Genomic DNA, 23,107 nt, shown 5'->3' with positions numbered 1-23,107 from the left:
GTAATTAACTTTCAATTTTATTATGCTGAATTTCTAATGATCTCTCTTCTCTAATAGTTTGTAGACAATATAATAAACAACACTGAAATTTTATTTACGGTTAAAAACGTGAATATTTTTTTAAGTATTTATTTGATTTCTTTGCGCGGTGCACTTGAATATAAATTCGATTTTATAAACAAGGTCACTTTGTGTGTAGAAATTTTAAACTAATGATGAGTTTATTTTTTGTTTTACGGATTTTTACTGTTTTAATGTGAGTGTTCCTTGACCCTTTACAGCACTGTTGGTATAAAACGCTCTCTCAGAGCCACGGGTTCCGGGGCTTAAAACTAAATTACATTAAAGTAAAAATTATTAAACTCAATCTCTAATCAATATATAAGAGGGGTAAAGTGTGAATAAATCAGAGCTAATCGAAGCCATTGCGGAATCAGCAGATATACCTAAAGCAGCTGCTGGTCGCGCGTTAGACGCGATGGTTGACGCCGTTACAACTGCTCTGAAAGACGGCGATCAAGTTGTGCTCGTTGGATTTGGTACTTTCTCTGTGAAAGATCGCGCTGCCCGTACCGGCCGTAATCCACAAACTGGCGCTCCAATCGAAATTGCAGCAGCAAAAATTCCAAGCTTTAAACCGGGTAAAGCATTGAAAGATGCGGTAAACCCATAGTTAATTAAGCGGGTATTTAAAACACCCGTTTTTAAAGGTTGTCTTCTCCTAGTTTAATTAGGGAGAAGGACCTTTTAAATTATACGTAAAGTATAAAAATTTTTTCTCGCGAATATTTCATTTCATAATTGAGCATTTTGCTCCACCTATACCCCCTTCAAAATTAGAATCATTTTTCTTTCACGCGCTTTTTATTTTTAAATGTTCGCGTTTTATTTCTTCAGTGATGTTTAGATTTAAAAAAATAAACACTCATTCTTTAGTTCAATTTTTAAAATCTCCGAAGAGTAAATTTTGAACAGATTGTTAAGCTCAGGGATCGCATTGCGTTAAAAACTACGTTGAGATCACTAAATACCTAGAAACTTTGCTGAAGTTATTAAAGAATATTTTGATTTACATGTGGTTTTTGTAACAATACACGTTTGGTAATCAACACTAGATTTCCGGTTCCTATATAGGTCGGTTTTCTAAAACTGAAGTCATAACGGCTAAAAAAATTCTTATTAGAATTGCCGTTTCGAAACAATTATCTGGTAACTAACATGCTGCAATCATTTCGCGATAACCTGAAAGGTGGTGTCGCAATTATTCTAGTTGGACTCATTTGTATTCCATTCGCGATATTTGGAATTGATTCTTTGTTTTCGCAATCGTCGGTGGTGCCAGAAGTCGCTGAGGTTAACGGTAAGAGCATCACTCAGTATGAATTGGATCAGGCGCTTCAACTTCAGAAGAGACAACTCGTTCAGCAGTTTGGTGAAAACCTACCACCAGACTTTTTGAGTGACGATAGATTGCGTCAACCTGTCTTAGAAAGTTTAGTTCAGCGAAAAGCTTTGTTGCAGGCTGCAGAAAAAAGCGGTTTAACGGCTTCTGAGAAGCAGCTCAATGAAATTATTCTTTCCTCTCCCGAATATCAAGTTAACGGTAAGTTTGACACGCTTCGTTTTCAGCAAGTCTTACGAGGTGCCGGTTACACAGTTGCAACTTATAAAGGATTGCTAACCGATGAGGTTGTGTTGAATCAATACGCAACCACAGTTGGTCAATCTAATTTCGCGCTAGATTCGGAGGTTAAAGCCTTAACTAAGTTAGGTTTGCAAACCCGAGATTTTGATTTTGTTACCTTAGACATAAATACGGTGTTGCCAACCATTGAAGTATCAGATGCTGAGATCGATGAATACTACCAATCACATCAAGATCGTTACTTGGAACCTGAGTCGGTAGTTATCGAAGCGGTTGAGATTAATACAGACGATTTCCTTGCTAATATTGAAGTCAGTGAAGAAGCTCTCAAACAAGAATACGATGCAGAAGTTAAAAATTACCAAGCTACTACCGAACGTCGCGCGTCGCATATCTTGTTAGACAATAGCGCCGACGATTACCAAGAAACCTTAGAGTCAATTCAATCGCGTCTAGCCAGTGGCGAAGACTTTGCGGCTTTGGCCAAAGAGTTCTCACAAGACTTTGGCTCAAAGGATTCCGGTGGTGACGTTGGTTACACATCTGGTTCTACCTTTGTAGAGCCATTCGAAACTGCTTTGGCGAATTTGTCTGTGGGCGAAATTTCTGAACCCGTAGAATCACAGTTTGGTGTTCACATTATCAAACTCACCGATGTTCAAGAAAAAGCGGCTCCTACCTTTGATGAGCTGAGATTTGAATTAGCTCAACGTATTAAAACCTCTGAAGCGGAAACGGTTTTTGTTCAAAAATCTGAGCTATTAGCAGACATTGCTTACAATGTTAATGATCTTAAACCTGTAGCGGATGAGTTGGGTGTTGAGTTGTGGACTTCGGCACGTTTTAATCGCCAAACTCCAGCGGGATTGGCAGCAAATCCAGAAGTTTTAGATCAAGCGTTCGATGAAGACTTAATTGCAAGTGGCCGCACCAGCGACATTATCAGTTTGGGCGATAATCGTTCAGTGGTTATCCGTGTAATCGAACACACGCCAGAGTCTGTTAAGTCATTGGAACAAGTTAAAGAACAAGTAGCCGAATCGGTAAAAGCCGATAAAGCACAGCAGCGTTTATTGGAAGTTGCTGATGAGCTTTTGGCATCTGCGAAAGGAACAAGTTTTTCAGAAGCCGTAAGCAATCAAACCTTGTTGGAAGGTGTTGAATTGACATTGACTCAAGCTCGGGAAGTAAGCCGACAACAAACGGAGTTTCCTTCTGATCTAGTCAGTGAAATTTTTAGTTATTCCAAGTCTGACGCTGAAAACGCTGCGTTTTCAAAAGTTGAATTGGCATCTGGCGGTGTTGCTTTAGTTCAATTCCTTGAAGTTAAAGAAGGGGACTTAACCAAGGTTTCCGAGCAGGAACTGAACGCTGTCAATGCACAGTTAGCCCAAGCCTATGGCAATGCCGACATTAGCAATGTTAGAAAAGTGATTGTTGATGAGTCTGATGTTGAATATCGGTGAGATATTACCGATAAAGTAAAACATCGATAGAGCAAAACATATCGATAAATAACAAATAAAAAAAGCCGCTTATGCGGCTTTTTTTGTATTTAGATGCTAGTCCTAACGCTGGTTGAAGATGGTTTAACAGTATCGTCAAACCATCTCATCCAAACTCAAGCCAGTAAGTTAATGTAAATTCGTCACATTCACGAATAAGGTTAACAAATCACCTGGTTGTAAATATTTTTTTGCAGCATAGCCGCTGTTCCAGTTTTTAATTTGCTGAACACTTAGATTAAATTTCTGAGCGATTAGCGCTAGAGAGTCTCCCTTCTTTACCTTGTAACTTACCTTTCTGACGGTAGCATTGTCGGCCAATGTGGTTTGTGGAATTGAGATGTTGCTCGTCGATTTCGACCAAATGGTGAGTTTTTGGTTAATTTGTAAGGGATCGGTTGGGGCTAAACCATTCCATTTGGCAAGCTCACGAACACCTACACGATATTTTTTAGCAATACTCCAAAAACTGTCGCCCTGTTGAGTTGTATAAACGATTTTTTGAGTATTCGTGGTTGGCGAGGTATTTTGTTTTCGGCTGATTCGCTGGCTTTGACTTTGTGTGTATTGATTGGCCGGTGATTTAGCCACAGGAATAATCAATGCGTCGCCAGCTCTGATGGTGTTATTTTTTAAATTGTTGGTTGCTTTTAATGTTGCCACATCGGTGTTGAATTTTTTGGCGATTGTGATCAAAGAATCACCGCTGGCAATTGTGTAACGTTCCCAGCCAACACGCTGGTCTTGAGGTAATGCAGCAAGATTCTCGTTAAACAATGCTATTTTTTCGGCAGGTATTAGTAGTGAGTGATGTCCTTTAGGATCGGTCGCCCAGCGATTGTAGCCAGGGTTAATTCGGTATAACTCGTTAATACTAATATCTGCGAGTTCAGCAGCCTGCGATAAATCGATTTGTGAACCTACTTCTACAATTTCAAAATAAGGTGCATTTATTATTGTTGGTAATTCAAGGCCATATTTTTCTGGGTCGGCAACGATTTTAGATAGAGCAATGAGTTGCGGTACGTAGGCCGCTGTTTCGTTCGGAAGCCTCAAAGACCAGTAATCGATGCTTTTGCCTAACTTTTCGTTGCGCTGTTTCGCGCGTTTTACTGTACCTTCACCAGAATTGTATGCTGCAAGGGAGTGTAGCCAATTGCCATCAAAAAATTTATTAAGATATTTTAAATACTTGATGGCAGCTTCGGTAGATTCAACAATATCGCGTCGCCCGTCGTACCACCAATTTTGCTCTAATCCGTAGCTTTTACCTGTACTTGGGATAAATTGCCAAATTCCGGCGGCTCTGCCGTGGGAATAGGCGAATGGATCGAACGCGCTTTCAACAATAGGTAAGAGCGCTAATTCCGTTGGAAGCCCTTCTTCCTCCATTCGCTCTACAATGTAATGCAGGTATAAACTGCCACGTTCGCCAACTCTTTCTATGTAGGTAGGGTGTTTTTGATACCATTCTATATAGGTTTGAACTCGGGCGTGATCAATCTCTTCAAAACCATATCCGTTACGAATTCTCGACCACAAATCGGTATTGTCACTCAGTCGATAGTTTTGGGCGCCAAATTCTGAGATAGAGCAATCCCAATCCCCTTCTGCCGGTGGACTCGCAAGCGTATCAGACTCAACGATTGTTCTGGAAATATCAGATGTGGAGGTTGTTTCAGCAGCGTTGTCTTTGGGTGCTTTTATTTGCTGTGTTTGGCAAGCCGATAGAGTGATACACATACAAACGGCGCAAAAAATAGGGCGTAAATGAAGCATACGTCTTTGGGTAATCCTAGCGATATTTTATAAGTTTAATAACTCTGAGATTGAGCACTCTTAATGATAAAAAGCGACTAAAAGTCTATCGCTTTCAATTTTTTGAATGAGAAATCGCTCAAATAGTGTCATGTTGTTTGAAAGTATAAATGATTCAAATTGAAGATATCTATGTCATTAGAACCATTAAAGATAAAACAACCGAATTTTAGTTCCGATAATTTTATCTGGAGTGAACAATATAGAGGTAAAAATCGAATACAGTTATTTAAAATCGATCCTTCCACAATCGTATTTGAGCGAATGTTTCAACGTCATTTAAAACAGGTTTTTCGGCAAGCTCTGCCGCTTTTGTCATTACAGCAGGATCATTCCAGCGTAGAAATGGATTGATCAATAGTTCTTGTTGAATTGTTGTGGGAACGGTTGGTTTGTTATTGTTTCGTAACTCAATACAGGAATGTTTGAATTCTTGGATATCTTGATTGGCTGGCTCTACAGCTTCTGCAAATTTTAAATTATTAAGTGTGTATTCGTGTGCGCAAAAGTTTACAGTATTTGCAGGCAGAGCTTTCAGCTTCTTAAGTGAAGAAAGCATTTGCTCGGCGCTACCTTCAAACAAGCGTCCGCATCCGGCCACAAATAACGTGTCACCACTGAATAAGAACGGATGCGTTGGGTTCTTCGAAAAATACGCTATGTGATCGCGGGTATGCCCCGTTACGGAAATAATTTCAAACGTTAAATTGGCAGACAGTTCAAGCGTGTCTCCTTCGGCCACAAACATAGATACTTGGGGCACACGGTCGGACTTAACACCATAAACCGGAGTATCAGGAAAAACCTTGAGTATTTGGTCGATTCCTCCAATATGGTCATGATGGTGGTGGGTGACTAAAATTCCAGACAGAGACTTATTGTTGAGGTTTTTAAGCGTTTTGAGTACGGGTTCGGCACTACCAGGATCAACAATCCAACATTGTTGTGTTTCGGTATCTTCCATATACCAAATGTAGTTGTCATCGAAGGCGCCTATTGGTGATACTTCAATGGCACCCAGTGTTGTTTTATTGATCAAAGCTAAGGTATTTTCTGATAGTGAATTCATAGGGTTGCGTTCTTTAGTGTTTTAATAAAATGGCGCAGGTAGATCTATCGGTACCAATACTGAAAGAGGTCGATTCAAAGTGCAAGTTGGTAATTTCGCAAGGAAATTACTTCGCCTCAAGGTCTTTACATATCGTTGTTTTCTCAAGTTGACTTGGGATTGTGGCGAAGGAAAATGTTCGACGCTAAAAAAATCATAAATATTGTTGGCGGTAAGCTGGTCCATGTCTGATAAGCATTTTTTTGATCACAAAGAGATACTCCCTTCTTTTATTCAACAGCGCTTGGATAGCTGGTTTGGCGTAGCCGAAATAGAGTCCTTAGCGCCATCGTTGGAGGCATGGTTTGAAACCCCTTTAGGTAGCAGCTTGCTAGAAGCTGAGCAAGAAGTGATTGATACCGCGTTAAATTATCTGTTTGGCTATCACTTGATGCAGCTCAGTATTGATCGCAGAGCAAAGCTTTATGAAAAAAGTAAAATTAATCACTGCTTTGGGCTACATCCCATGGCAACTGACGGAAAGGTTTATACCGCAACGTCAAATTTTGAAAGCTTGCCTTTAGAGAGCGATGTTATCGATGTTGCCATATTGCATCATGTTTTAGAGTTCTCATCCGATCCGCATCGCCTGCTTCGGGAGGTAGCTCGAACCATTACTCCCCATGGATACATGGTTATAGTTGGATTCAATCCCATAAGTTTGTTGGGTATACGAAGACAAATTGCCCGACACACGTTAAGAAAGCCCCATCAACGCTCACACGCAATTCGTTTGTCTCGATTGGTTGATTGGTTACGTTTATTGGATTTCACACCGGTTAAAATCCAACGCGGTTTGTTTAGGATTCCGGTCAACAATCGATTCTTATTAAATCACTGGCGCTGGTTTGAGCGATTCGGCGCAAAGTTACTCACGCCGACCGGTGGGTTTTATCTAATTATCGCGCGTAAGCAAACAGCAGCCGTAACGCCCATAAAGCCCAGTTGGAAGTTTTCCAAGCCGGTCCCAGGATTTGCAGTTGGTGCAGCATCAAGTGCCGGTGCCGGGTCTGTTCGTATTCACGATCGAGTCGGTGATCATGCAAAGTCTGATGAAATTTGCTTGAAAAAGTCTGATGAGAATTGTTTGAAATCGGAAGTTTGATTCCGATAGCCGTTTGATCAAAACGTTGGAGTCGTTATCATAAGTCCCAACAGAATATTTGTATGAAACTGATCTATTTATGCCCAAATCTTTAAAATCTGTAGAAATATTTACCGACGGTGCCTGCAAGGGAAATCCAGGTCCAGGAGGGTGGGGGGCACTTCTTCGCTATAACGGCAACGAAAAATCCTTCTATGGCGGTGAGGCAAATACCACTAACAATCGAATGGAATTGACCGCAGCGATTAAAGGTCTTGAAGCTCTCAAGGAGCCTTGCCAGGTCGATTTAACCACCGACTCTCAGTATGTTCGAAAGGGTGTTACCGAATGGATCAATCAATGGAAGAAAAATGGCTGGAAAACTTCTGCGAAAAAGCCCGTTAAAAATGTCGATTTGTGGCAGGAATTAGATCATTTGGCCTCTGTTCATTCGGTGGCGTGGCATTGGGTTAAAGGTCACGCAGGGCACAGAGAAAACGAAATTGCGGATGAATTGGCCAACAAAGGTATTGAAGAGCTGAACTGACGGCAAATGTTTGCCTTCGTCCGAAACTTATCTGAATTTAGGAAGAGAATAAACGTGCGACAAATTGTTCTAGATACCGAAACGACCGGTATTGATCCTGCGCAAGGGCACAGAATCATCGAGATTGGTTGTGTAGAAGTTATTGACCGAAAGCTTACAGGTCGTCATTACCATCAATATATCCACCCGGAACGCGAAGTCGAGCAGGAAGCTATTGAAGTTCATGGAATCACCAATGACTTTTTAGCAGATAAACCCAAGTTCGGTCAGATTGCCGACGAGTTTCTAGAATTCATTCGCGGCGCGCAGCTAGTCATACACAACGCTGCTTTCGATATTGGATTTATCAACAATGAACTGAAATTACTCAAGCGAAACGATGGTCAAGTCACCGATTTTTGTACGGTAATAGATACATTAGCGCTTGCCCGTGAAAAGCATCCGGGGCAAAAAAATAACTTAGACGCGCTCTGCAAACGTTATTTTGTCGATAACTCTGCTCGTGACCTGCATGGCGCTTTACTCGACGCCGAAATTTTAGCAGACGTATATTTGTTGATGACCGGTGGTCAAACTTCTTTGGGTTTGAACGCGGGTAATGCGGGGCAACAAGAGTCTGGGGAAGTGGATAACAGAGAGATTCGGCGCCTCATGCCCGGAAGTTATTCCGTTCCTGTGTTACAAGCCAGTCTCGACGAATTGTCTGCTCACGAATCGACTTTGGATGCCATTTCAAAAAGCTCAGGTGGAAATGTTGTTTGGCGTGAGGGAATCACCGAACACTAAATTGAGCGTCTATTATTGGCTACGGTCTTATGTGTCCCAACTTGTCAAGCTTGTTGTTGGCTTCCAGTTGGGACGGCTTAGCTAAATCGAGATAACATCTTCAACTTAGGCAAGGCGCTTCGAAATTCACGAAACCGCCGATAAATGGATGAAACTGATTTGTTATTGAGGCGATTTATGCTCAATGACAGAATGAATAACAATATCTCTCTCAAAATAAACGCTGAAGCTTGGATATATCCAGGTGGTAATTGGCGGGCTGCCAACTGGACCCAGCGTTCGCTCGGGATTTCCAAAACTGGACTTCACTGTGTTCATATTCATTCCCAAACTGGGCACCGCAATGTGTGATTGATTCCCCTGAGTACCCACAGGTATCGCAATTGTGTTGGTATCTTGAGTTAATTCAACGTCTTCGTTCTGTTGAGCACTTACGTTAGTGGAGAGTAAAACCGCAATAAAGACGATGTAATTACGCAGAGTAAGTTTGTTTTTCATAGTGTTTGATGAAGACCTTAACGTTCGGTTTCAAATAGTAGTGATGTCTCTATCTTGAGATTTTTTGTAGATAGAGAGTTTTGTACGAGTTAATTACTTTAGAAACCTCTGATGGACTCATTTATGATTTCATCAGAGGGAAGAAATTGAAGATGCGACTTTCAATTTCTTCGCAATTTTTATCACCCACCGTTCTTAATATGGGCGATACATCCTTGTGTTGCTAGAAACTCGGTTGATCAGAGTTTTCTTATACGTTAATAGAACTTGGCGTGAATATTTAAGGTTATTTCTAGGCGCTCACGGTATCATAGCACTTAACGTAGCCAAATTAATTGCACACTCAAATTAAATTGAACTTCGTCAAACTCCTAAGTTCTCTTAACATCTTCGCCTAAAAGCAGTTGATGTTTTTAAACAATAGCCTTCCACTAGCCTTAATTCATGATTGCTCGATTTTCTCCTGTATCACTGTTCATCGGTTTGCGTTATCTAAAAGCAAAAAGGCGTAACCAGTTTATCTCGTTTATCAGCACCTTTTCTTTGATCGGTATGGCGTTTGGCGTATTCGCGCTGATTGTGGTTTTGTCTGTTATGAATGGCTTTGATCGCGAAATCAAAGAACGTATTTTAAGTGTTGTGCCACACGGTTTTGTGCGCTCGGAACAGGGAATTGATGACTGGAGTTCGTTGCGAGACGAGGTCCTTCGTGATCCCGATGTAACTGGAGCGGCGCCTTACATAGAAGGCTATGGTTTACTGAATTATGGTTACGGTATTCAAGGCGTCAATATTCAGGGAGTTGATCCCAGTATTGAGCCTAGCGTATCGAGTGTTGCTGAAAAAATGGTTGTAGGCGAACTCGATAATCTTCAGCCCGGTGAATTTGGGATTGTCATCGGACGTTTATTAGCTCGTTATTTAGGAGTTACCACTGGCGATAAAATCACCTTAGTGCTGCCTCAAGTTAGCATTACTCCAGCCGGCGTTTTTCCTCGGCAGAAACGTGTAACCGTGGTTGGGGTTTTCGAAATTGGCGCACAGCAGGACCAAACATTGGCGCTGATAAACATTCACGATGCGCAAAAACTGTTCAGATTTGATGCCGAAGCTGAAGGTTTACGAATTGCGACCTCCGACCTGTACAGCGCTCAGGCAGTTTTAAGTCGTTTACAATCGACCATGAGCCAAGAAACAACATCCTCTCACAAGCTTGAATTTCTTGACTGGAGCCAAACCCAAGGCGGGCTTTTTCAAGCCGTTAAAATGGAAAAAATAGTCGTTGGCAGTTTGCTGATGATTATCATTGCGGTGGCTGCGTTCAACATTATTACCAGCTTGATTCTGATGGTTTCTGACAAGCGTTCAGACATAGCGGTACTTAGAACAATGGGTTTAAGTGCCGCCGAGGTTATGGCTATCTTTATTGTTCAGGGTACTGCGGTTGGTGTAATTGGGATTCTAATGGGTGGTGTTTTAGGCAGTTTATGCGCAGTTTACGTTGGCGATATTGTGCAATTTTTTGAATCCGTTGTTGGTACACCGGTTTTTGATCCAAACGTATATTTTGTTTCAAAACTCCCATCGTTAGTAATGATCAATGATGTTTTCACGGTTGCCGGCGTGGGATTTGTTTTAGCGACATTGGCGACGCTTTATCCAGCCAGGCAGGCTGCGAAAATTCAACCCGCCGATGCACTTCGCTACGAATAGCTTCGGGAGCTAGCGATAAACTGATCGCGATGTGTTTTTAAAATACGTAGTCAGCTCGTACGAACCTTGAATTTCTAGCGGCGCAAGGATATGTCGCTACTTTTAAGAGTTGATGGTAATTAAGAGTTGAAAATAATTAAGGGTCGTAAGTAATTGAAATTGTTAGTAATTGAGAATCATATTTTCAATTACTACTCTCTGATTAAATCCTTGGAGAGTGAATTTTAGGTTCTCTTTTCTGGGTTCTCTTACTGAAAGTTTGAAATGATTCAAACGTATCAATTTAGCAAACTTAAGTAGCTGTATTTCTATATTTGATTTCTGGATATTTATTTATGAACAGTGCAGAAAGTACCATCCGTTCCAATCAAAAGGCCTCTGCACGAGTAGTTTTGCAATGTCAAAACTTATCAAAGGTGTACCTTTCAGGTCCTGAACCAGTAAAAGTCTTAAACAATATCAATGTTTCTATTTTTGTTGGCGAGACCATTGCCATTGTTGGTTCTTCTGGCGCGGGTAAGTCTACGTTGTTGAATATTCTCGGCGGTTTGGATTTGCCGACCGAGGGAACTGTATCTCTATTAGGAAATGATTTTGCCAAACTTGATGAGGTAGAGCGCAGTCGGCTTCGAAATAAGCAGCTGGGTTTTGTTTATCAGTTCCATCATTTACTACCCGAATTTAGCGCACTGGAAAATGTCGCTATGCCTCTAATTATAGGCAAACTGTCTAAGAACGAAGCGCAAGAGCGTGCGAAAGACGTACTCGATAAGGTTAATTTATCAGCTCGAATTAAACATCGGCCATCTGAGCTGTCTGGCGGTGAACGTCAGCGCGTCGCTATTGCTAGGGCAATTGTCTCTAATCCGGCTTGCGTTTTAATGGATGAACCGACTGGAAATCTCGATAGAAAAACCGCCGAGTCCATTCAAGATTTAATGCAGTCTCTGAACACGGCCTACGACACTAGCTTTGTTATTGTGACGCACGACGAGGCTTTAGCCGAACAGCAAAACAGAATTTTGTTTTTATCGGATGGTGTTTTACAAGAAAAATAACACTCTGTCTGTGGTAGCACCTATTTCAAACTTACTTTATCCAATCCATTACTAAGAGTTCCTATGGCTTCTGGTGGCAATTCTACTTCTTCGACATCTTTGGCATGGTTTGTCGGTAGACGATTCGGCTCGGTAAAGAGCGTTAATCAATTAGTCAGTTTTATTTCAAGAATCTCGATGATTGGCCTAGTCGTTGGTGTGGCAATGCTTGTGGTTGTCGTGGCGGTCATGAATGGATTTGATCGAGATTTACGCACTAAAATTCTAGCAATTGTGCCCCAAGCTTCGTTATTTCATCGTCAGGGACTAGAGAACTGGTCTGAGCAAATCGAGTATTTGAAATCTTTGCCTTCAGCTGAAGATATTCAAGCTATGGCTCCCTTTGTTCATTTAGAAGGCATGCTGAAGTTTGGAACAGGTGTAGAACCTGTGTTGATCTATGGTGTAGAACCCAAGTTAGAGGTAAATGTTTCGGATATAGCTCTTTATTTGCAGCAGGGTGACCTGGCGTCATTAGAAAACACACCTAACGGTTTAGCACTAGGCTCCGGGCTCGCAAAAAAATTGGGTTTAAAGCTGGGTGATTCCATTTCTTTTATTGTTCCTAAGGTGAACCAGTCTCGGCAAGCGGCAGGTATAAAACAACTTACCCTCGTTGCATTGCTAGACAGTGGTACAGAGTTGGATCACAAAATTGGTGTTATTTCACTGTCGGATGCTTCTGAGCTTGCACCAATACCCGGTACAGTTACCGGAATTCGACTGAAGCTGAACGATTTATTTGATGCGCCATGGGTAGTGAGAGAAGTCGCTACTGATCTTCCTTACGGATTCTATACCAGTGATTGGACCCGAACTCACGGGAATCTTTATCACGCTGTTAAAATGTCTTCGAACTTAGTGTCTGTTTTATTGGTGTTAATTATTGGTATTGCGGTTTTCAATGTGGTTTCTACGTTGGTTTTAGCGGTTGTAGAAAAGCAGGGCGATATCGCTATCTTAAGAACACTCGGCGCAACACCCAATGAAATTTTGAAAATCTTTATGGTGCAGGGTTGTTCAATTGGGGTTTATGGAACGGTATTTGGCGTAATAATAGGCGTGCTTCTAACGATATTAGCGCCTTTTTTGCTGAATTTTATTGAGTGGGCGACGGCTACCGAAGTGTTACGCTCAGACATTTACCCAGTGAGCGAGTTACCGATTGATAACCGAATCTCTAACATTGTTTTTATTGCCGTCACCGCGTTGATTTTGAGCTTAATTGCGTCGATTTATCCGGCCTGGCGAGCTAGTAGAATTCAGCCAGCTGAAGCATTGCGTTACGATTAAGCATTGTTGGCGTTGTTTCTCTCTTCGCGATCTTTTTTACGTTTTTCCCAACTGCGAATCACGTTCCAGCGCCACAATACTTGCATTGCTAGGTAGCCAAAGGCACCTAGCACCAAACCACTCAATACGGAGCCTACAAATAAAGGCGCCCATATCTTGCCGACTTCATTGACTAACCAATCCCAACTCATTTCAAACGTAAACTCGTGAACGGGAGTGTTTAATATCCATGTGCCTATTAAGTAGGTGGTGAAAAAGATAGGGCCAAAGGTGAGTGGGTTGCTGATCCAAATAAGGCCGATGGTGATGGGTAGATTACACCTTGCAACAACTGCCAATATTGCGCCAACGATTAACTGTCCTGGAAAGGGCAGCAACATGCAGAATAAACCAGCAAAAAACGCAACGGAAACGGAATGCCTATTCAGATGAAATAGATTGGGATCGTGAAGAATGTCGCCCAAAAATGAAAAGCCAGGAATTTGTTTGACTTTAGCGGGGTCGGGCATCCATCTTTTTAAAAATTTCTTCGCCATTATAAATTCGTTGGCTCTAACAGGGGCGCGTATTATGCACTGAAAGGAATTACGACTTCTACCGTAACCTGACCGAATACCTTTAAAAACCATCGGATGGTTAAAACCTGTTCAGGTTTTGAGTCTAAATTCCAATCATATGAAGTCCGATCAAGTATAAAGTTTAGTTTTTACAGATTTTGGTGCTCTTAAATACACAATATGATTGCATATTGATCTTTTATTCCAAAGTTTAAACTCCGTACCCAACTTTCAATGACGTTTGAAGTTGGCTAGATGATTGACGTAAACCCAAGAACTCAAAAAGACAGTAAGGTGTTTGTAAGAAGCGCCGCACTACCTCCTTTCATTTCATCATGGTCATTTCGGTTAGCACTGGTTAATTCAGGTTATGTCTTCACCGGATTTTTATCCAAATTGCCAGACATCACACTGTGTTCGGTGGCTATAGTTATAAGTTTACTGCTGGGGAGAACAAATCCCAGTTCAATTTTAAGAGGTATCTTGCTTTCTGCTGTATGTGTATTGATTGGTGTGGCGATCGCTAGTTGGAGGTCGCAACAGGTCATTGATCGACAACTGCCTAAAGCATTAGACCGTGAAGTTATATGGTTGACCGGTTGGATTAGTGATTTGGCGGATCTGCCCGAAGAGAACCAAGATAATTTCAAAATATCTATATATGTTAACGAGTTATCTAGGTCTTCGTGTGTAAATTCTAGTAATTTAGACCTTCAGTCTACCTATTCTGTGGCCGGTAGTATTCGCCTTACTTGGAGCTCAGAGTTTCAAGACCCAGATCAAGCAGCCTCACAAAAACAATTTTTTGAACATCTGAAGCCCGCAGACCAATTCTGCATTCAGGCTAAGCTAAAGCGGCCTAGAGGTTTGGCGAATCCTGCAGGCCATGACTATCAGCTGTGGCTGCTAAGTGAAGGGCATATTGCCACCGGTTACATACTTGATATTTATCCCTATGAGCGAAGATTGGCTCGATCACTCAGCCAATCCATAAAAATTACTTTTAATCAATTGCGTTACCAGTTAAGGCAGAAACTGCTTCCGGTACTCTCTGAGAAACGGAATTTGGCGGCCATCTTGGCATTAAGTATCGGCGATGATCACCTGTTGGATGATCACGATTGGCAAGTTTTAAAGCAGACCGGAACCTTACATCTATTAGTAATATCTGGGCTGCATGTTGGCCTGATCGCAGCGCTGGGCTTTTGGTTGGGACAAGGCATTGCCAGAATTTTTGGGACTTTCGTTGGGCGGTACCCACTGGTAATTCCCGTCGTTTGTTCTGTGCTCTGCACGCTTGCCTATGCTTTGTTGGCTGGCTATTCGTTGCCCACCCAGCGAGCTATGATCATGGTAGTGGTCGCTGGTTTGTTGTTAGTGTGTGGGCGTATCCGCCAGATATGGTTCGGTTATTGGCTATCAATGCTGTTGGTGCTGATCAACAATCCCTTTGCAATGCATCAGATAGGATTTGTCTTATCGTTTGGTGTTGTATTTGTAATCTTAACCACGTTATTAACCCAGAGACATCATTCAAAGCTAGGCCTATTTGTAGGATTACAAACTCGCATTTATTTTATGATGTTAATTCCTCTGGTTTTAACGACAGAAACGTTTAGCCTTGCTTCTTGGTTCTCAAACCTCATCGCTATTCCTTATGTTTCTCTTTTATTAGTACCTCTGACCTTAATTAGCTCATGCCTTGCTTTTCTATCACCAGAAACTGTGCTGTTTGAATGGAGCATTCAGTTAACGAACTTCGCTGTTACTGGGTTTTGGATGTTTTTAGATACGCTCGCAAGTTTAAACTTTACCGAAAGTTTTGCTTTTTCGGGACAGCTCAGCGGGCAATCAGACGGATCTTTTTATGTGGGATTAGGAGCGGTACCAACACTAAACTGGGTATTCTCGTTAGCGATTGTGGTTGCATTATTGCTCCCGATTTGGAGCTTTCTGCATAAATTAGCGTTGATTGGTTCGATTCTGATCGTTTTATGGTTTCCAGCATATGAATCGAATCCACTCAAGCTCGTTGTGTTCGACGTTGGGCAAGGTTTTTCTGCGTTAATTACCACGCAAACTATTACCGACCTAGATCGAGGAATCGAGGCCAGTGATGTTCATTCCTTTGAACATCATTTGTACGATACCGGTCCTAGGTTTGGTGAAAGTTCATCCGCTATAGAGGCCGTTTTAACGCCCTATTTAAAGTTCAATCGCATTGATCGGATTCATAATTTAGTGATCAGCCATGGGGATGAAGATCACTCCTATCTAGCCGAGCACTTGAGTGAGATAGCATCTGTTAGTGTCGATAACACCTACGTCGGTGAACCGCATCGATATTTTCTTCCGGCGCAATCGTGTCAAAAAGGGCAGTCTTGGCGCTCGGGAAACGTAAGTTTTAAGATTTTGTGGCCAGATGAGAGCTTTATTGCCGATAAAGCTAACGATGCTTCGTGTGTACTACTGGTCTCATACAACGATTTCACCATTTTATTTGCTGGCGATATCAGTAAATCTGTTGAATGGAAGCTCGAACAAGCCGGTTTACCGGAAATAGATGTGCTTATGGCCGCGCATCACGGCAGTAACTCATCTTCCAGTCTAAGATTTTTGTACGCGTTACAACCAAAGCACATCGTATTTAGCTCCGGTTTTGGTAATTTTTATCGGCATCCTTCCGAAAAAGTCATTCAGCGTATTCGTCAGCACCTTTCTAACGCTCAGTTGTGGAATACTGCAGTTGATGGCGCAATCATCATCACAGTCGATCAATCCAATCAGCTTCTTGTAAACGGCTATCGCAAAAATCACAAACGGTTTTGGTATGAGCTTGATTAGTATTGGGTGAACTAATTTGCTGTGCTAAAGTCCCAGCCCGAAATTAAATAAGCCAATCGCTTGTTTTAACAGCAAAAAATAGCGTGGCGGGTGTTTTGACCATGCCTATTATTTATCAGTTTGAAGGTTGGGGGATTAACAAGTGTTTGAAGTCATCGCCGCTGGTGGTTGGTTGATGTTGCCAATAATTTTGTGTTCGCTTGCGGTTGTAGGCATTACTTTTGAGCGATATTGGACGTTATCACCTCAAAAAATAGCGCCCAAACACTTGCTTGGTGAAGTTTGGGAGAGCATCTCTAAAAAGAAAATGACCGCAGACACCCTAAAAGAGCTTAAGTATGGCTCTGCTCTTGGTGCAATTTTGGCTGCTGGGATCAGTAATTCTCGCCACGGCCGTGACGTGATGAAAGACAGTATCGAAGAAGCTGCAAGCTCGGTCATTCATGATATGGAGCGTTACCTAGGACTGTTGGGAACTATTGCTGCTGTGGCACCACTGTTGGGCCTTTTAGGTACAGTAATCGGTATGATCAATGTGTTTACTGCGATTATGATTCAAGGAGCAGGCAACACCGGTGCTTTAGCAGGTGGCATCTCCGAAGCGTTAATCACAACCGCTGCGGGTTTGTGTGTCGCTATTCCTGCGATGATGGCACACAGATTTTTCCAGCGTCGCATTGATTCTCTTGTCGTCACCATGGAGCAAGAAGCTGTTAAGCTGGTAGATGCGATTCATGGCGACCGAAAAGTCGATGTTAAGGTTGTTTAAGCTCAAAGGAGTAGTAAGTTGAAGTTTAAACGCCAGTCCAATGCCGAAGATTCCATCAATTTGACACCATTAATTGATGTCGTATTTTTGTTGCTCATCTTTTTTATGGTTTCTACTACTTTCACTAAAGAAACGCATCTAAAAGTTGATTTACCCGAAGCCAGCGCAGAGCCTAATACCGAACAACCTAAGGTTATTGAGATATTAATCGGTCGCGATGGCAGCTATGCGATTAATGGTCAATCGCTTGTGAACAGTAAAATTCCCACTCTCAAACGTGCGCTCTCAGAAGAATCGTCTGGCGATTTGACGCGTCCGTTGGTCATCACAGCTGACGCCAATACTCCGCACCAAGCTGTTGTAACGGCTATGGATGTGGCAGGGCAGCTCGGTTTTTCGCACTTGAGTATTACCACACGTTCTCCTGCTGGAGAGAGTAATCCTTAATCGATGACTGGTATAAAAACCTGGCTTGAAAAAGCCGTAAATGCCAGTTGGTATGGGCGCATTCCTTGGACCTATGCGCTCAAACCGCTGGAATACTTATCGCACCATCACATCAGTAAGCGTCGCCGATTGCGTAAATCACCCCAGAAAGGTCCTATTATTGTCGTTGTGGGCAACATCACCGTCGGTGGTACTGGCAAAACGCCTATCTTAATCTCTCTCGCAAAATCTCTTCATAAAGCCGGCTTGCGCGTAGGTATTGTGGCCCGTGGCTATGGAGGTTCGAACGACCGATATCCACTGCAGGTGACAGAGAACACATCAGTTACACAATGCGGTGACGAAGCTAAATTACTTGCTATGGCCACGGGTTGTGATGTTTGGGTTGATCCAAAACGCCGCCGTGCCCTCGAAGCTTTACTGTCAAACTCGTCTGTTGATGTTGTGTTAAGTGATGATGGCCTACAACACTATGAACTCGAACGTGATATCGAGGTGTGCGTTATCGATGGTCAAAGGGGATTTGGAAATCAGCAGTGCTTGCCAACGGGCCCCTTACGAGAACCTTTGGATCGCTTAAGCGATGTTGACTTTATCGTTATCAACGGCAACCAAGGGGCCGTCGATAGTTTTAAAGAAAGATATAGCGTCGAGTCGTATCTTAATAATCGAGATCTTCACTGCGCAACCATTCAACCAAACACGTTCATTGCGTTAAAAAGTGGAGATGCTATCCCACTGAAGGAATTTCCGAGGTTGAAGACCTATTCGGCAGTAACGGGAATTGGCAATCCGCAACGATTTTTTGATACGCTATCATCGCTTTCTATAAGCTATAAAGAACATATTTTTCCTGATCATTATCGATATCAGAAAAAGGATTTTGCCACTTTGCATTCTCCAATTCTGATGACGGAGAAAGACGCAGTAAAATGTCTTGGTTTTGCCGAAGAAGATTGGTTTTACCTTAATGTTTATGCGAGCTTCTCGACGCCATTTTTCGATCATCTATTCACTAAAATTCAAGCGCTTCAAAGCAGTCGTGGGCGCTAATAGACAATCTTTAAAAAGGTAATTACCAGCAGATGAGTGATTTTACGGTAATCATTCCAGCCCGATTTGCGTCGACTCGATTTCCCGGCAAACCATTGGTTGATATTCATGGTAAAACAATGGTTCAACGAGTTTACGAGCAAGCAAAGCAAAGTAGTGCGATTAGAGTGTGTATCGCTACTGATGACTCCCGAATATTTGATCATGTTGAGAGCTTCGGCGGTGAGGTTATTCTTACCGGTGCAAATCATGTGTCTGGTACAGATCGATTACAAGAAGCCGCTAATCTTTTGAATTTGGATGACCAGCATATTATCGTCAATGTACAAGGCGATGAGCCCATGATTCCGCCTTCGGTCATTGACCAGGTTGCGCGCAATTTAGCAGGCGCTAAAGATGCACTTGCGGCAACCTTGGCAGAGCCCATTGACTCGGTAGATGATTTTCTAAATCCAAACATCGTTAAAGTAGTTGCAGACCAAGAAGGCTACGCACATTACTTTAGTCGAGCGCCAATACCTTGGCCGCGAGATGCTTTCGCTAGCGAAAAAGTTCTGCCAGAGAATTATCCCTGTCTGCGTCATTTAGGCATTTATGCGTATCGAGTAAGCTTGTTGAATTTGTTCGTAAGTTGGCCGGTATCACTTTTAGAACGCTACGAAAGCCTTGAGCAATTGCGAATAATCGATCACGGCAAGAAAATTCACATTGAAACTTCCTGTGAGCCTGTGCCAGGTGGAATTGACACGCCTGAAGATCTTGAAAAATTGCGCGCCTTTTTGCGTTGATTGCAGCATCGTTTGGCTGTTGAAAAAAACGCCATCAGTTTAATAAACCTAGCCCCAGTTCAGTTGTTATGAAATCTGTAAAATCACCGCTTTCGGTTTTATTTGTTTGCTTGGGAAATATCTGCCGCTCACCGACCGCAGAGGCAGTGTTTAGGCAGATTATTGTGAACCGAATGAATGAAGGTAGTCTGTTACGCGATATGAGTATCGATTCTGCGGGCACAGGTGCTTGGCACATTGGTAGCCAGCCGGATTCTAGAGCGATAGCGGCAGGGCGTACGCGTGGGTACGATTTATCTTCTTTAAGAGCTCGGCAAGTATCGAATCAAGATTTCTCTCAATTTGATTTCATTTTAGCCATGGATAATGACAACCTACGCAATCTTCGCAATTTGTCGTCTTTGAACAATTTTCGAGGCCATCTAGGGTTATTTTTGGATTTTTCTCCTTCTTCAGAAACTGAGGTTCCTGATCCTTACTATGGCGGTAGTGAAGGATTCGATCACGTCTTGGATTTGATTGAATCGGCAAGCCATGGATTTATTGATTATTTGATTAAAACTTGTGACTAATAGCAACAGCTCTAAAATTTCACTGAAAACCTACAACAGTTTCCGGTTAGATGTATCTGCCCCCTGCATTTTTGAATTCGATCATGTTGATGCGCTTAAACGACAGATAGAAAAAAACGGTTCCGACTTTATCTTACTGGGTGGTGGAAGTAATGTTTTGCTTCTCGGCGATCTAGATGTTCCTGTGTTTATCAATAGGATAAAAGGCATTCGGGTAACATCTAGTGATGACAAAAACGTTTATATCACTGTCGGTGCTGGCGAGAACTGGTCGGATTTTGTCGAATATTCGGTTGCGAACAATTTCTGGGGCCTCGAAAATCTGGCATTGATTCCCGGTACCGTTGGCGCAGCTCCGGTTCAAAATATCGGTGCGTACGGTGTTGAAGTTGAATCTTGTTTTTTCAGTGCAACCTTATTAGATCGATACTCGTGCCAAGAAATTATTGTCACAAAACAAGACTGCAATTTTGGTTACCGTGAAAGTCGATTTAAATCACAATGGAAAGATCAATACGTTATCTTAGATGTTACCTTTCAGCTTTCCCTTACCGCCAAACCCACGCTTGAGTATCCGGGTTTAAAAGATTTTTTTTCAGCAGATCAGCCAATCATTTCACAAAGAGCGATTTTTGATCGAGTTTGTTTTTTGCGCAATTCAAAACTCCCCGATCCGCGCCGTCTACCTAACGTTGGTAGTTTTTTTAAAAATCCTGTTGTGGCAAAACCTACCTTTATTGAATTAAAAGAAAAATTTCCAAATATTGCCAGTTTTGCTTTCGGTGATGATTTTAAAATAGCTGCCGGTTGGTTAATCGATCAAGCTGGATGGCGAGGTAAGTGTTTGAATACCGTCGGTATGCATGAACATCAAGCGCTAGTCATGGTTAATCACGGCGGAGCGGTCCCGAGTGATGTTCGAGCTTTGTATGAAGAAATTCAACGTGATGTATTAAAACAGTATGGGATTTTTCTTGAAGTAGAACCCACGATCTTTCCAACCTTAAAAATTTAACGTTGCAAAAATGCAATTAAATCGATACGCCCAAATTTACTGACTTTACTGAATATTCTGATTAAGCCAAGCTTCGCCATAGCACAGGTATGTCTAGTCAATCTCAATAATGATAAGTGATTGAAATGGTGAATAAATTAGAGGTTGAAATGTCAATTGTTATCATCTTATTAAATCAAAGCGGGCTTAATCAAACACTTTTATTATTTTCGACATACTATTTTCCGTAAATTTATAAATAGCTCGTCGTAATTCATACAAGGCTCGATAGAGTATTTTTGAATATACAATTTGAGCGATCATTTTGTCTGCCCACTATTAACGTTAAGCGTTAATCACATATCTAAATCAGAATATTCAAACCGAGTTGTGAGCTTCGCCAATTTTTGTCGAAATGCGTTGTAATAGCCGAATGCTTACAATGTATAAAGCTGAAAATGCAGAAATTATCCGATTTATTTAATTCTATTTTAATCTGGAAGAAACAAAGTTGAGATTATTTTCAGATATGGTGCACCCAATAAGTCGTCGTTAGAAAAATATTGCTTATTATTGGGCGCCTTAGAATTTGTGAACAAAAAACATTAAATCAACCTAATTAAAAAAACTAAATATGAAATTGTCTCAATTATCGTTTTTAGTGTATCTGTTAAAAGAGTTGAGTCGCAAAACAGTTGTTGTGAATTCATGTCATTCTAAAAGCCAATACCAAACTCTGTGAGAATATGGTTTGCTATGCTTACGGCAATTATTAACATGATAACAATAAAAATAGACCGTTCATTCAACTTGTGAAACAGGGTGTTTCTCAAACGGGCAAAAAATTTCCTAGCGAAAGAATTTTAAACACGTTTCTACCAGATTTGGTTTGTAGTAGTGTAATAGGCGAGATAGAAGTAAAAGTTTTGTTAATCCGTTAAGATTAGAATCTGTTTTTATCCTAAATCGGATGTTTTTTAGTATAAAATTTTGAATCAATTTGGGATTGCTTACTTCCATGGCATCCGAAAAATTCACAATCTAAGATTTTATTGATAGATTCACAAAGCATGTATGTTAGGAAAATTGCCAAAGCACTGTTAAAAACATTCTGACTAAACCGTTTAAGCTACTATAAAATAAAGCTACTAGGACAAGATAAATACGGAATTTTGAAGGTGCGTTAATCGATACGTTTATCTGAATTTAACGCATAACTCTAAACATTAAATTCGAATCAGGTCAGCACTAGTTTGAGTCAATTAAATAAGCTTGTTGCGTGTTGGGGTCAATAACGTGATTAAAATTTTGGTGGTGGACGACCACGACTTAGTAAGAACCGGCTTTGTGCGCATGCTCGGTGATATTGACGGTTTTGATGTGGTAGGTGAGGCCGACAGTGGTGAAAAAGCCGTTGTTCTTGCACGTGAGCTTCAACCAGATATTGTTTTGATGGATGTCAAAATGCCAGGAATTGGCGGGCTAGAAGCTACTAAAAAGTTAATCAATGCGCACGAAGGTTTGCGTGTTATTGTGGTAACAGCGTTAGACGATGCTATGTATCCAAGTCGGCTGATGCAAGCCGGTGCCTATGGTTATCTAACAAAAGGGACTGCACTTGATGAAATGGTGATGGCCATAAAAACCGTTCATAAAGGCAAGCACTACATGAGCAACAACATTGCTCAACAAATGGCACTAAAAAGTTATGCCAAAGATACGCGTACTCCCTTTGAGAAATTATCAGAGCGAGAGTTACAAACCGCGCTCATGATCGCTAACGGACAAAAACCTCAAGCCATTGCAAATACCTTTAACGTCAGCCCAAAAACCGTAAACAGTTATCGCTATCGCATTTTTGATAAGCTTGAAATTAGCAGTGATGTAGAGTTGGCATTGTTAGCGGTAAAGCATGGCGTGCTTGATGTTGAGATTGAATAGCCGTTGGAATGGAAGCCAATTAAAATCTCTTTTCTCTTGAATACGTAA

Annotated in this window: 20 protein-coding genes; 16 read left to right on the top strand and 4 right to left on the bottom strand. The window is 41.6% G+C overall.

The features are described from left to right. The first annotated feature begins 397 nt into the window (after positions 1 to 397). Both ACYQ2C_RS11265 and ACYQ2C_RS11260 read left to right on the top strand, forming a co-directional pair. Complete coding sequence (locus ACYQ2C_RS11265) at positions 398 to 673, top strand: HU family DNA-binding protein (protein WP_460049444.1); 276 nt, start codon at positions 398 to 400, stop codon at positions 671 to 673. Between the two features lie 545 nt (positions 674 to 1,218). Continuing rightward, the gene (locus ACYQ2C_RS11260; protein WP_460102666.1) at positions 1,219 to 3,111 is read left to right on the top strand and encodes a SurA N-terminal domain-containing protein; all 1,893 of its coding nucleotides are present in this window, start codon (positions 1,219 to 1,221) and stop codon (positions 3,109 to 3,111) included. 168 nt (positions 3,112 to 3,279) lie between these two features. On the opposite strand, the gene ACYQ2C_RS11255 is transcribed toward ACYQ2C_RS11260, so the two are convergent. Continuing rightward, positions 3,280 to 4,929, bottom strand: coding sequence for a LysM peptidoglycan-binding domain-containing protein (locus ACYQ2C_RS11255; RefSeq protein ID WP_460102668.1), 1,650 nt, complete (start codon positions 4,927 to 4,929; stop codon positions 3,280 to 3,282). A gap of 268 nt (positions 4,930 to 5,197) precedes the next feature. After that, positions 5,198 to 6,037 (bottom strand): hydroxyacylglutathione hydrolase, encoded by an 840-nt coding sequence (gloB, locus tag ACYQ2C_RS11250; RefSeq protein WP_460102670.1) that lies wholly within the window; start codon positions 6,035 to 6,037, stop codon positions 5,198 to 5,200. Between the two features lie 223 nt (positions 6,038 to 6,260). Here gloB and ACYQ2C_RS11245 point away from each other — a divergent pair, with 223 nt between their 5' ends. The 3 genes from ACYQ2C_RS11245 (at position 6,261) to dnaQ (ending at position 8,493) form a co-directional block, all read left to right on the top strand. Next, positions 6,261 to 7,181, top strand: coding sequence for a class I SAM-dependent methyltransferase (locus ACYQ2C_RS11245; RefSeq protein ID WP_460102672.1), 921 nt, complete (start codon positions 6,261 to 6,263; stop codon positions 7,179 to 7,181). A 79-nt stretch (positions 7,182 to 7,260) separates the two neighbouring features. Further along, positions 7,261 to 7,707 carry a ribonuclease HI gene (gene rnhA, locus ACYQ2C_RS11240; RefSeq protein WP_460102674.1) on the top strand — a complete coding sequence of 149 codons (447 nt, stop codon included), beginning with the start codon at positions 7,261 to 7,263 and terminating at the stop codon, positions 7,705 to 7,707. Between the two features lie 54 nt (positions 7,708 to 7,761). Continuing rightward, entirely contained in the window at positions 7,762 to 8,493 is a 732-nt protein-coding gene (gene dnaQ / locus ACYQ2C_RS11235; RefSeq protein ID WP_460102676.1) for a DNA polymerase III subunit epsilon, read from the top strand. Between the two features lie 162 nt (positions 8,494 to 8,655). Here dnaQ and ACYQ2C_RS11230 read toward each other — a convergent pair whose 3' ends face one another. Beyond that, the gene (locus tag ACYQ2C_RS11230; protein ID WP_460102678.1) at positions 8,656 to 8,991 is read right to left on the bottom strand and encodes a hypothetical protein; all 336 of its coding nucleotides are present in this window, start codon (positions 8,989 to 8,991) and stop codon (positions 8,656 to 8,658) included. 444 nt (positions 8,992 to 9,435) lie between these two features. Here ACYQ2C_RS11230 and ACYQ2C_RS11225 point away from each other — a divergent pair, with 444 nt between their 5' ends. The 3 genes from ACYQ2C_RS11225 (at position 9,436) to ACYQ2C_RS11215 (ending at position 13,094) form a co-directional block, all read left to right on the top strand. Continuing rightward, complete coding sequence (locus ACYQ2C_RS11225; protein ID WP_460102680.1) at positions 9,436 to 10,704, top strand: lipoprotein-releasing ABC transporter permease subunit; 1,269 nt, start codon at positions 9,436 to 9,438, stop codon at positions 10,702 to 10,704. A 335-nt stretch (positions 10,705 to 11,039) separates the two neighbouring features. Further along, positions 11,040 to 11,762, top strand: coding sequence for a lipoprotein-releasing ABC transporter ATP-binding protein LolD (lolD, locus tag ACYQ2C_RS11220; protein ID WP_460102682.1), 723 nt, complete (start codon positions 11,040 to 11,042; stop codon positions 11,760 to 11,762). A 63-nt stretch (positions 11,763 to 11,825) separates the two neighbouring features. After that, a complete protein-coding gene (locus ACYQ2C_RS11215; RefSeq protein WP_460102684.1) occupies positions 11,826 to 13,094 on the top strand; it encodes a lipoprotein-releasing ABC transporter permease subunit in 1,269 nt (422 codons plus the stop codon). Here ACYQ2C_RS11215 and ACYQ2C_RS11210 read toward each other — a convergent pair. Further along, positions 13,091 to 13,630 (bottom strand): DUF2062 domain-containing protein, encoded by a 540-nt coding sequence (locus tag ACYQ2C_RS11210; protein ID WP_460049433.1) that lies wholly within the window; start codon positions 13,628 to 13,630, stop codon positions 13,091 to 13,093. The genes ACYQ2C_RS11215 and ACYQ2C_RS11210 overlap by 4 nt on opposite strands. 276 nt (positions 13,631 to 13,906) lie before the next feature. Between ACYQ2C_RS11210 and ACYQ2C_RS11205 the strand changes: the two genes are divergently transcribed. From ACYQ2C_RS11205 to uvrY, 8 genes are all read left to right on the top strand, one after another. Next, positions 13,907 to 16,495: a DNA internalization-related competence protein ComEC/Rec2 gene (locus ACYQ2C_RS11205; RefSeq protein ID WP_460102687.1), complete on the top strand. Its 2,589-nt coding sequence runs from the start codon at positions 13,907 to 13,909 to the stop codon at positions 16,493 to 16,495. 142 nt (positions 16,496 to 16,637) lie between these two features. Further along, entirely contained in the window at positions 16,638 to 17,264 is a 627-nt protein-coding gene (locus tag ACYQ2C_RS11200) for a MotA/TolQ/ExbB proton channel family protein (protein ID WP_460049431.1), read from the top strand. Between the two features lie 18 nt (positions 17,265 to 17,282). Next, complete coding sequence (locus ACYQ2C_RS11195; protein WP_460102689.1) at positions 17,283 to 17,711, top strand: ExbD/TolR family protein; 429 nt, start codon at positions 17,283 to 17,285, stop codon at positions 17,709 to 17,711. A 3-nt stretch (positions 17,712 to 17,714) separates the two neighbouring features. Continuing rightward, positions 17,715 to 18,764, top strand: a complete 1,050-nt coding sequence (gene lpxK, locus ACYQ2C_RS11190; RefSeq protein WP_460102691.1) for a tetraacyldisaccharide 4'-kinase — start codon at positions 17,715 to 17,717, stop codon at positions 18,762 to 18,764. A gap of 32 nt (positions 18,765 to 18,796) precedes the next feature. Further along, positions 18,797 to 19,552: a 3-deoxy-manno-octulosonate cytidylyltransferase gene (gene kdsB, locus ACYQ2C_RS11185; protein WP_460102693.1), complete on the top strand. Its 756-nt coding sequence runs from the start codon at positions 18,797 to 18,799 to the stop codon at positions 19,550 to 19,552. Between the two features lie 68 nt (positions 19,553 to 19,620). Continuing rightward, complete coding sequence (locus ACYQ2C_RS11180) at positions 19,621 to 20,124, top strand: low molecular weight protein-tyrosine-phosphatase (RefSeq protein ID WP_460049427.1); 504 nt, start codon at positions 19,621 to 19,623, stop codon at positions 20,122 to 20,124. Beyond that, the gene (gene murB / locus ACYQ2C_RS11175; RefSeq protein ID WP_460102696.1) at positions 20,117 to 21,139 is read left to right on the top strand and encodes a UDP-N-acetylmuramate dehydrogenase; all 1,023 of its coding nucleotides are present in this window, start codon (positions 20,117 to 20,119) and stop codon (positions 21,137 to 21,139) included. Before ACYQ2C_RS11180 ends, murB begins: the two co-directional genes overlap by 8 nt. 1,275 nt (positions 21,140 to 22,414) lie before the next feature. Continuing rightward, a complete protein-coding gene (uvrY, locus tag ACYQ2C_RS11170; protein ID WP_460049425.1) occupies positions 22,415 to 23,059 on the top strand; it encodes a UvrY/SirA/GacA family response regulator transcription factor in 645 nt (214 codons plus the stop codon). Positions 23,060 to 23,107: the final 48 nt, after the last annotated feature.

This window comes from Sessilibacter sp. MAH3 (assembly GCF_054658275.1).
The sequence above is the reverse complement of the archived record's forward strand: the minus strand, read 5'-3'. Positions and strand labels throughout refer to the sequence as shown.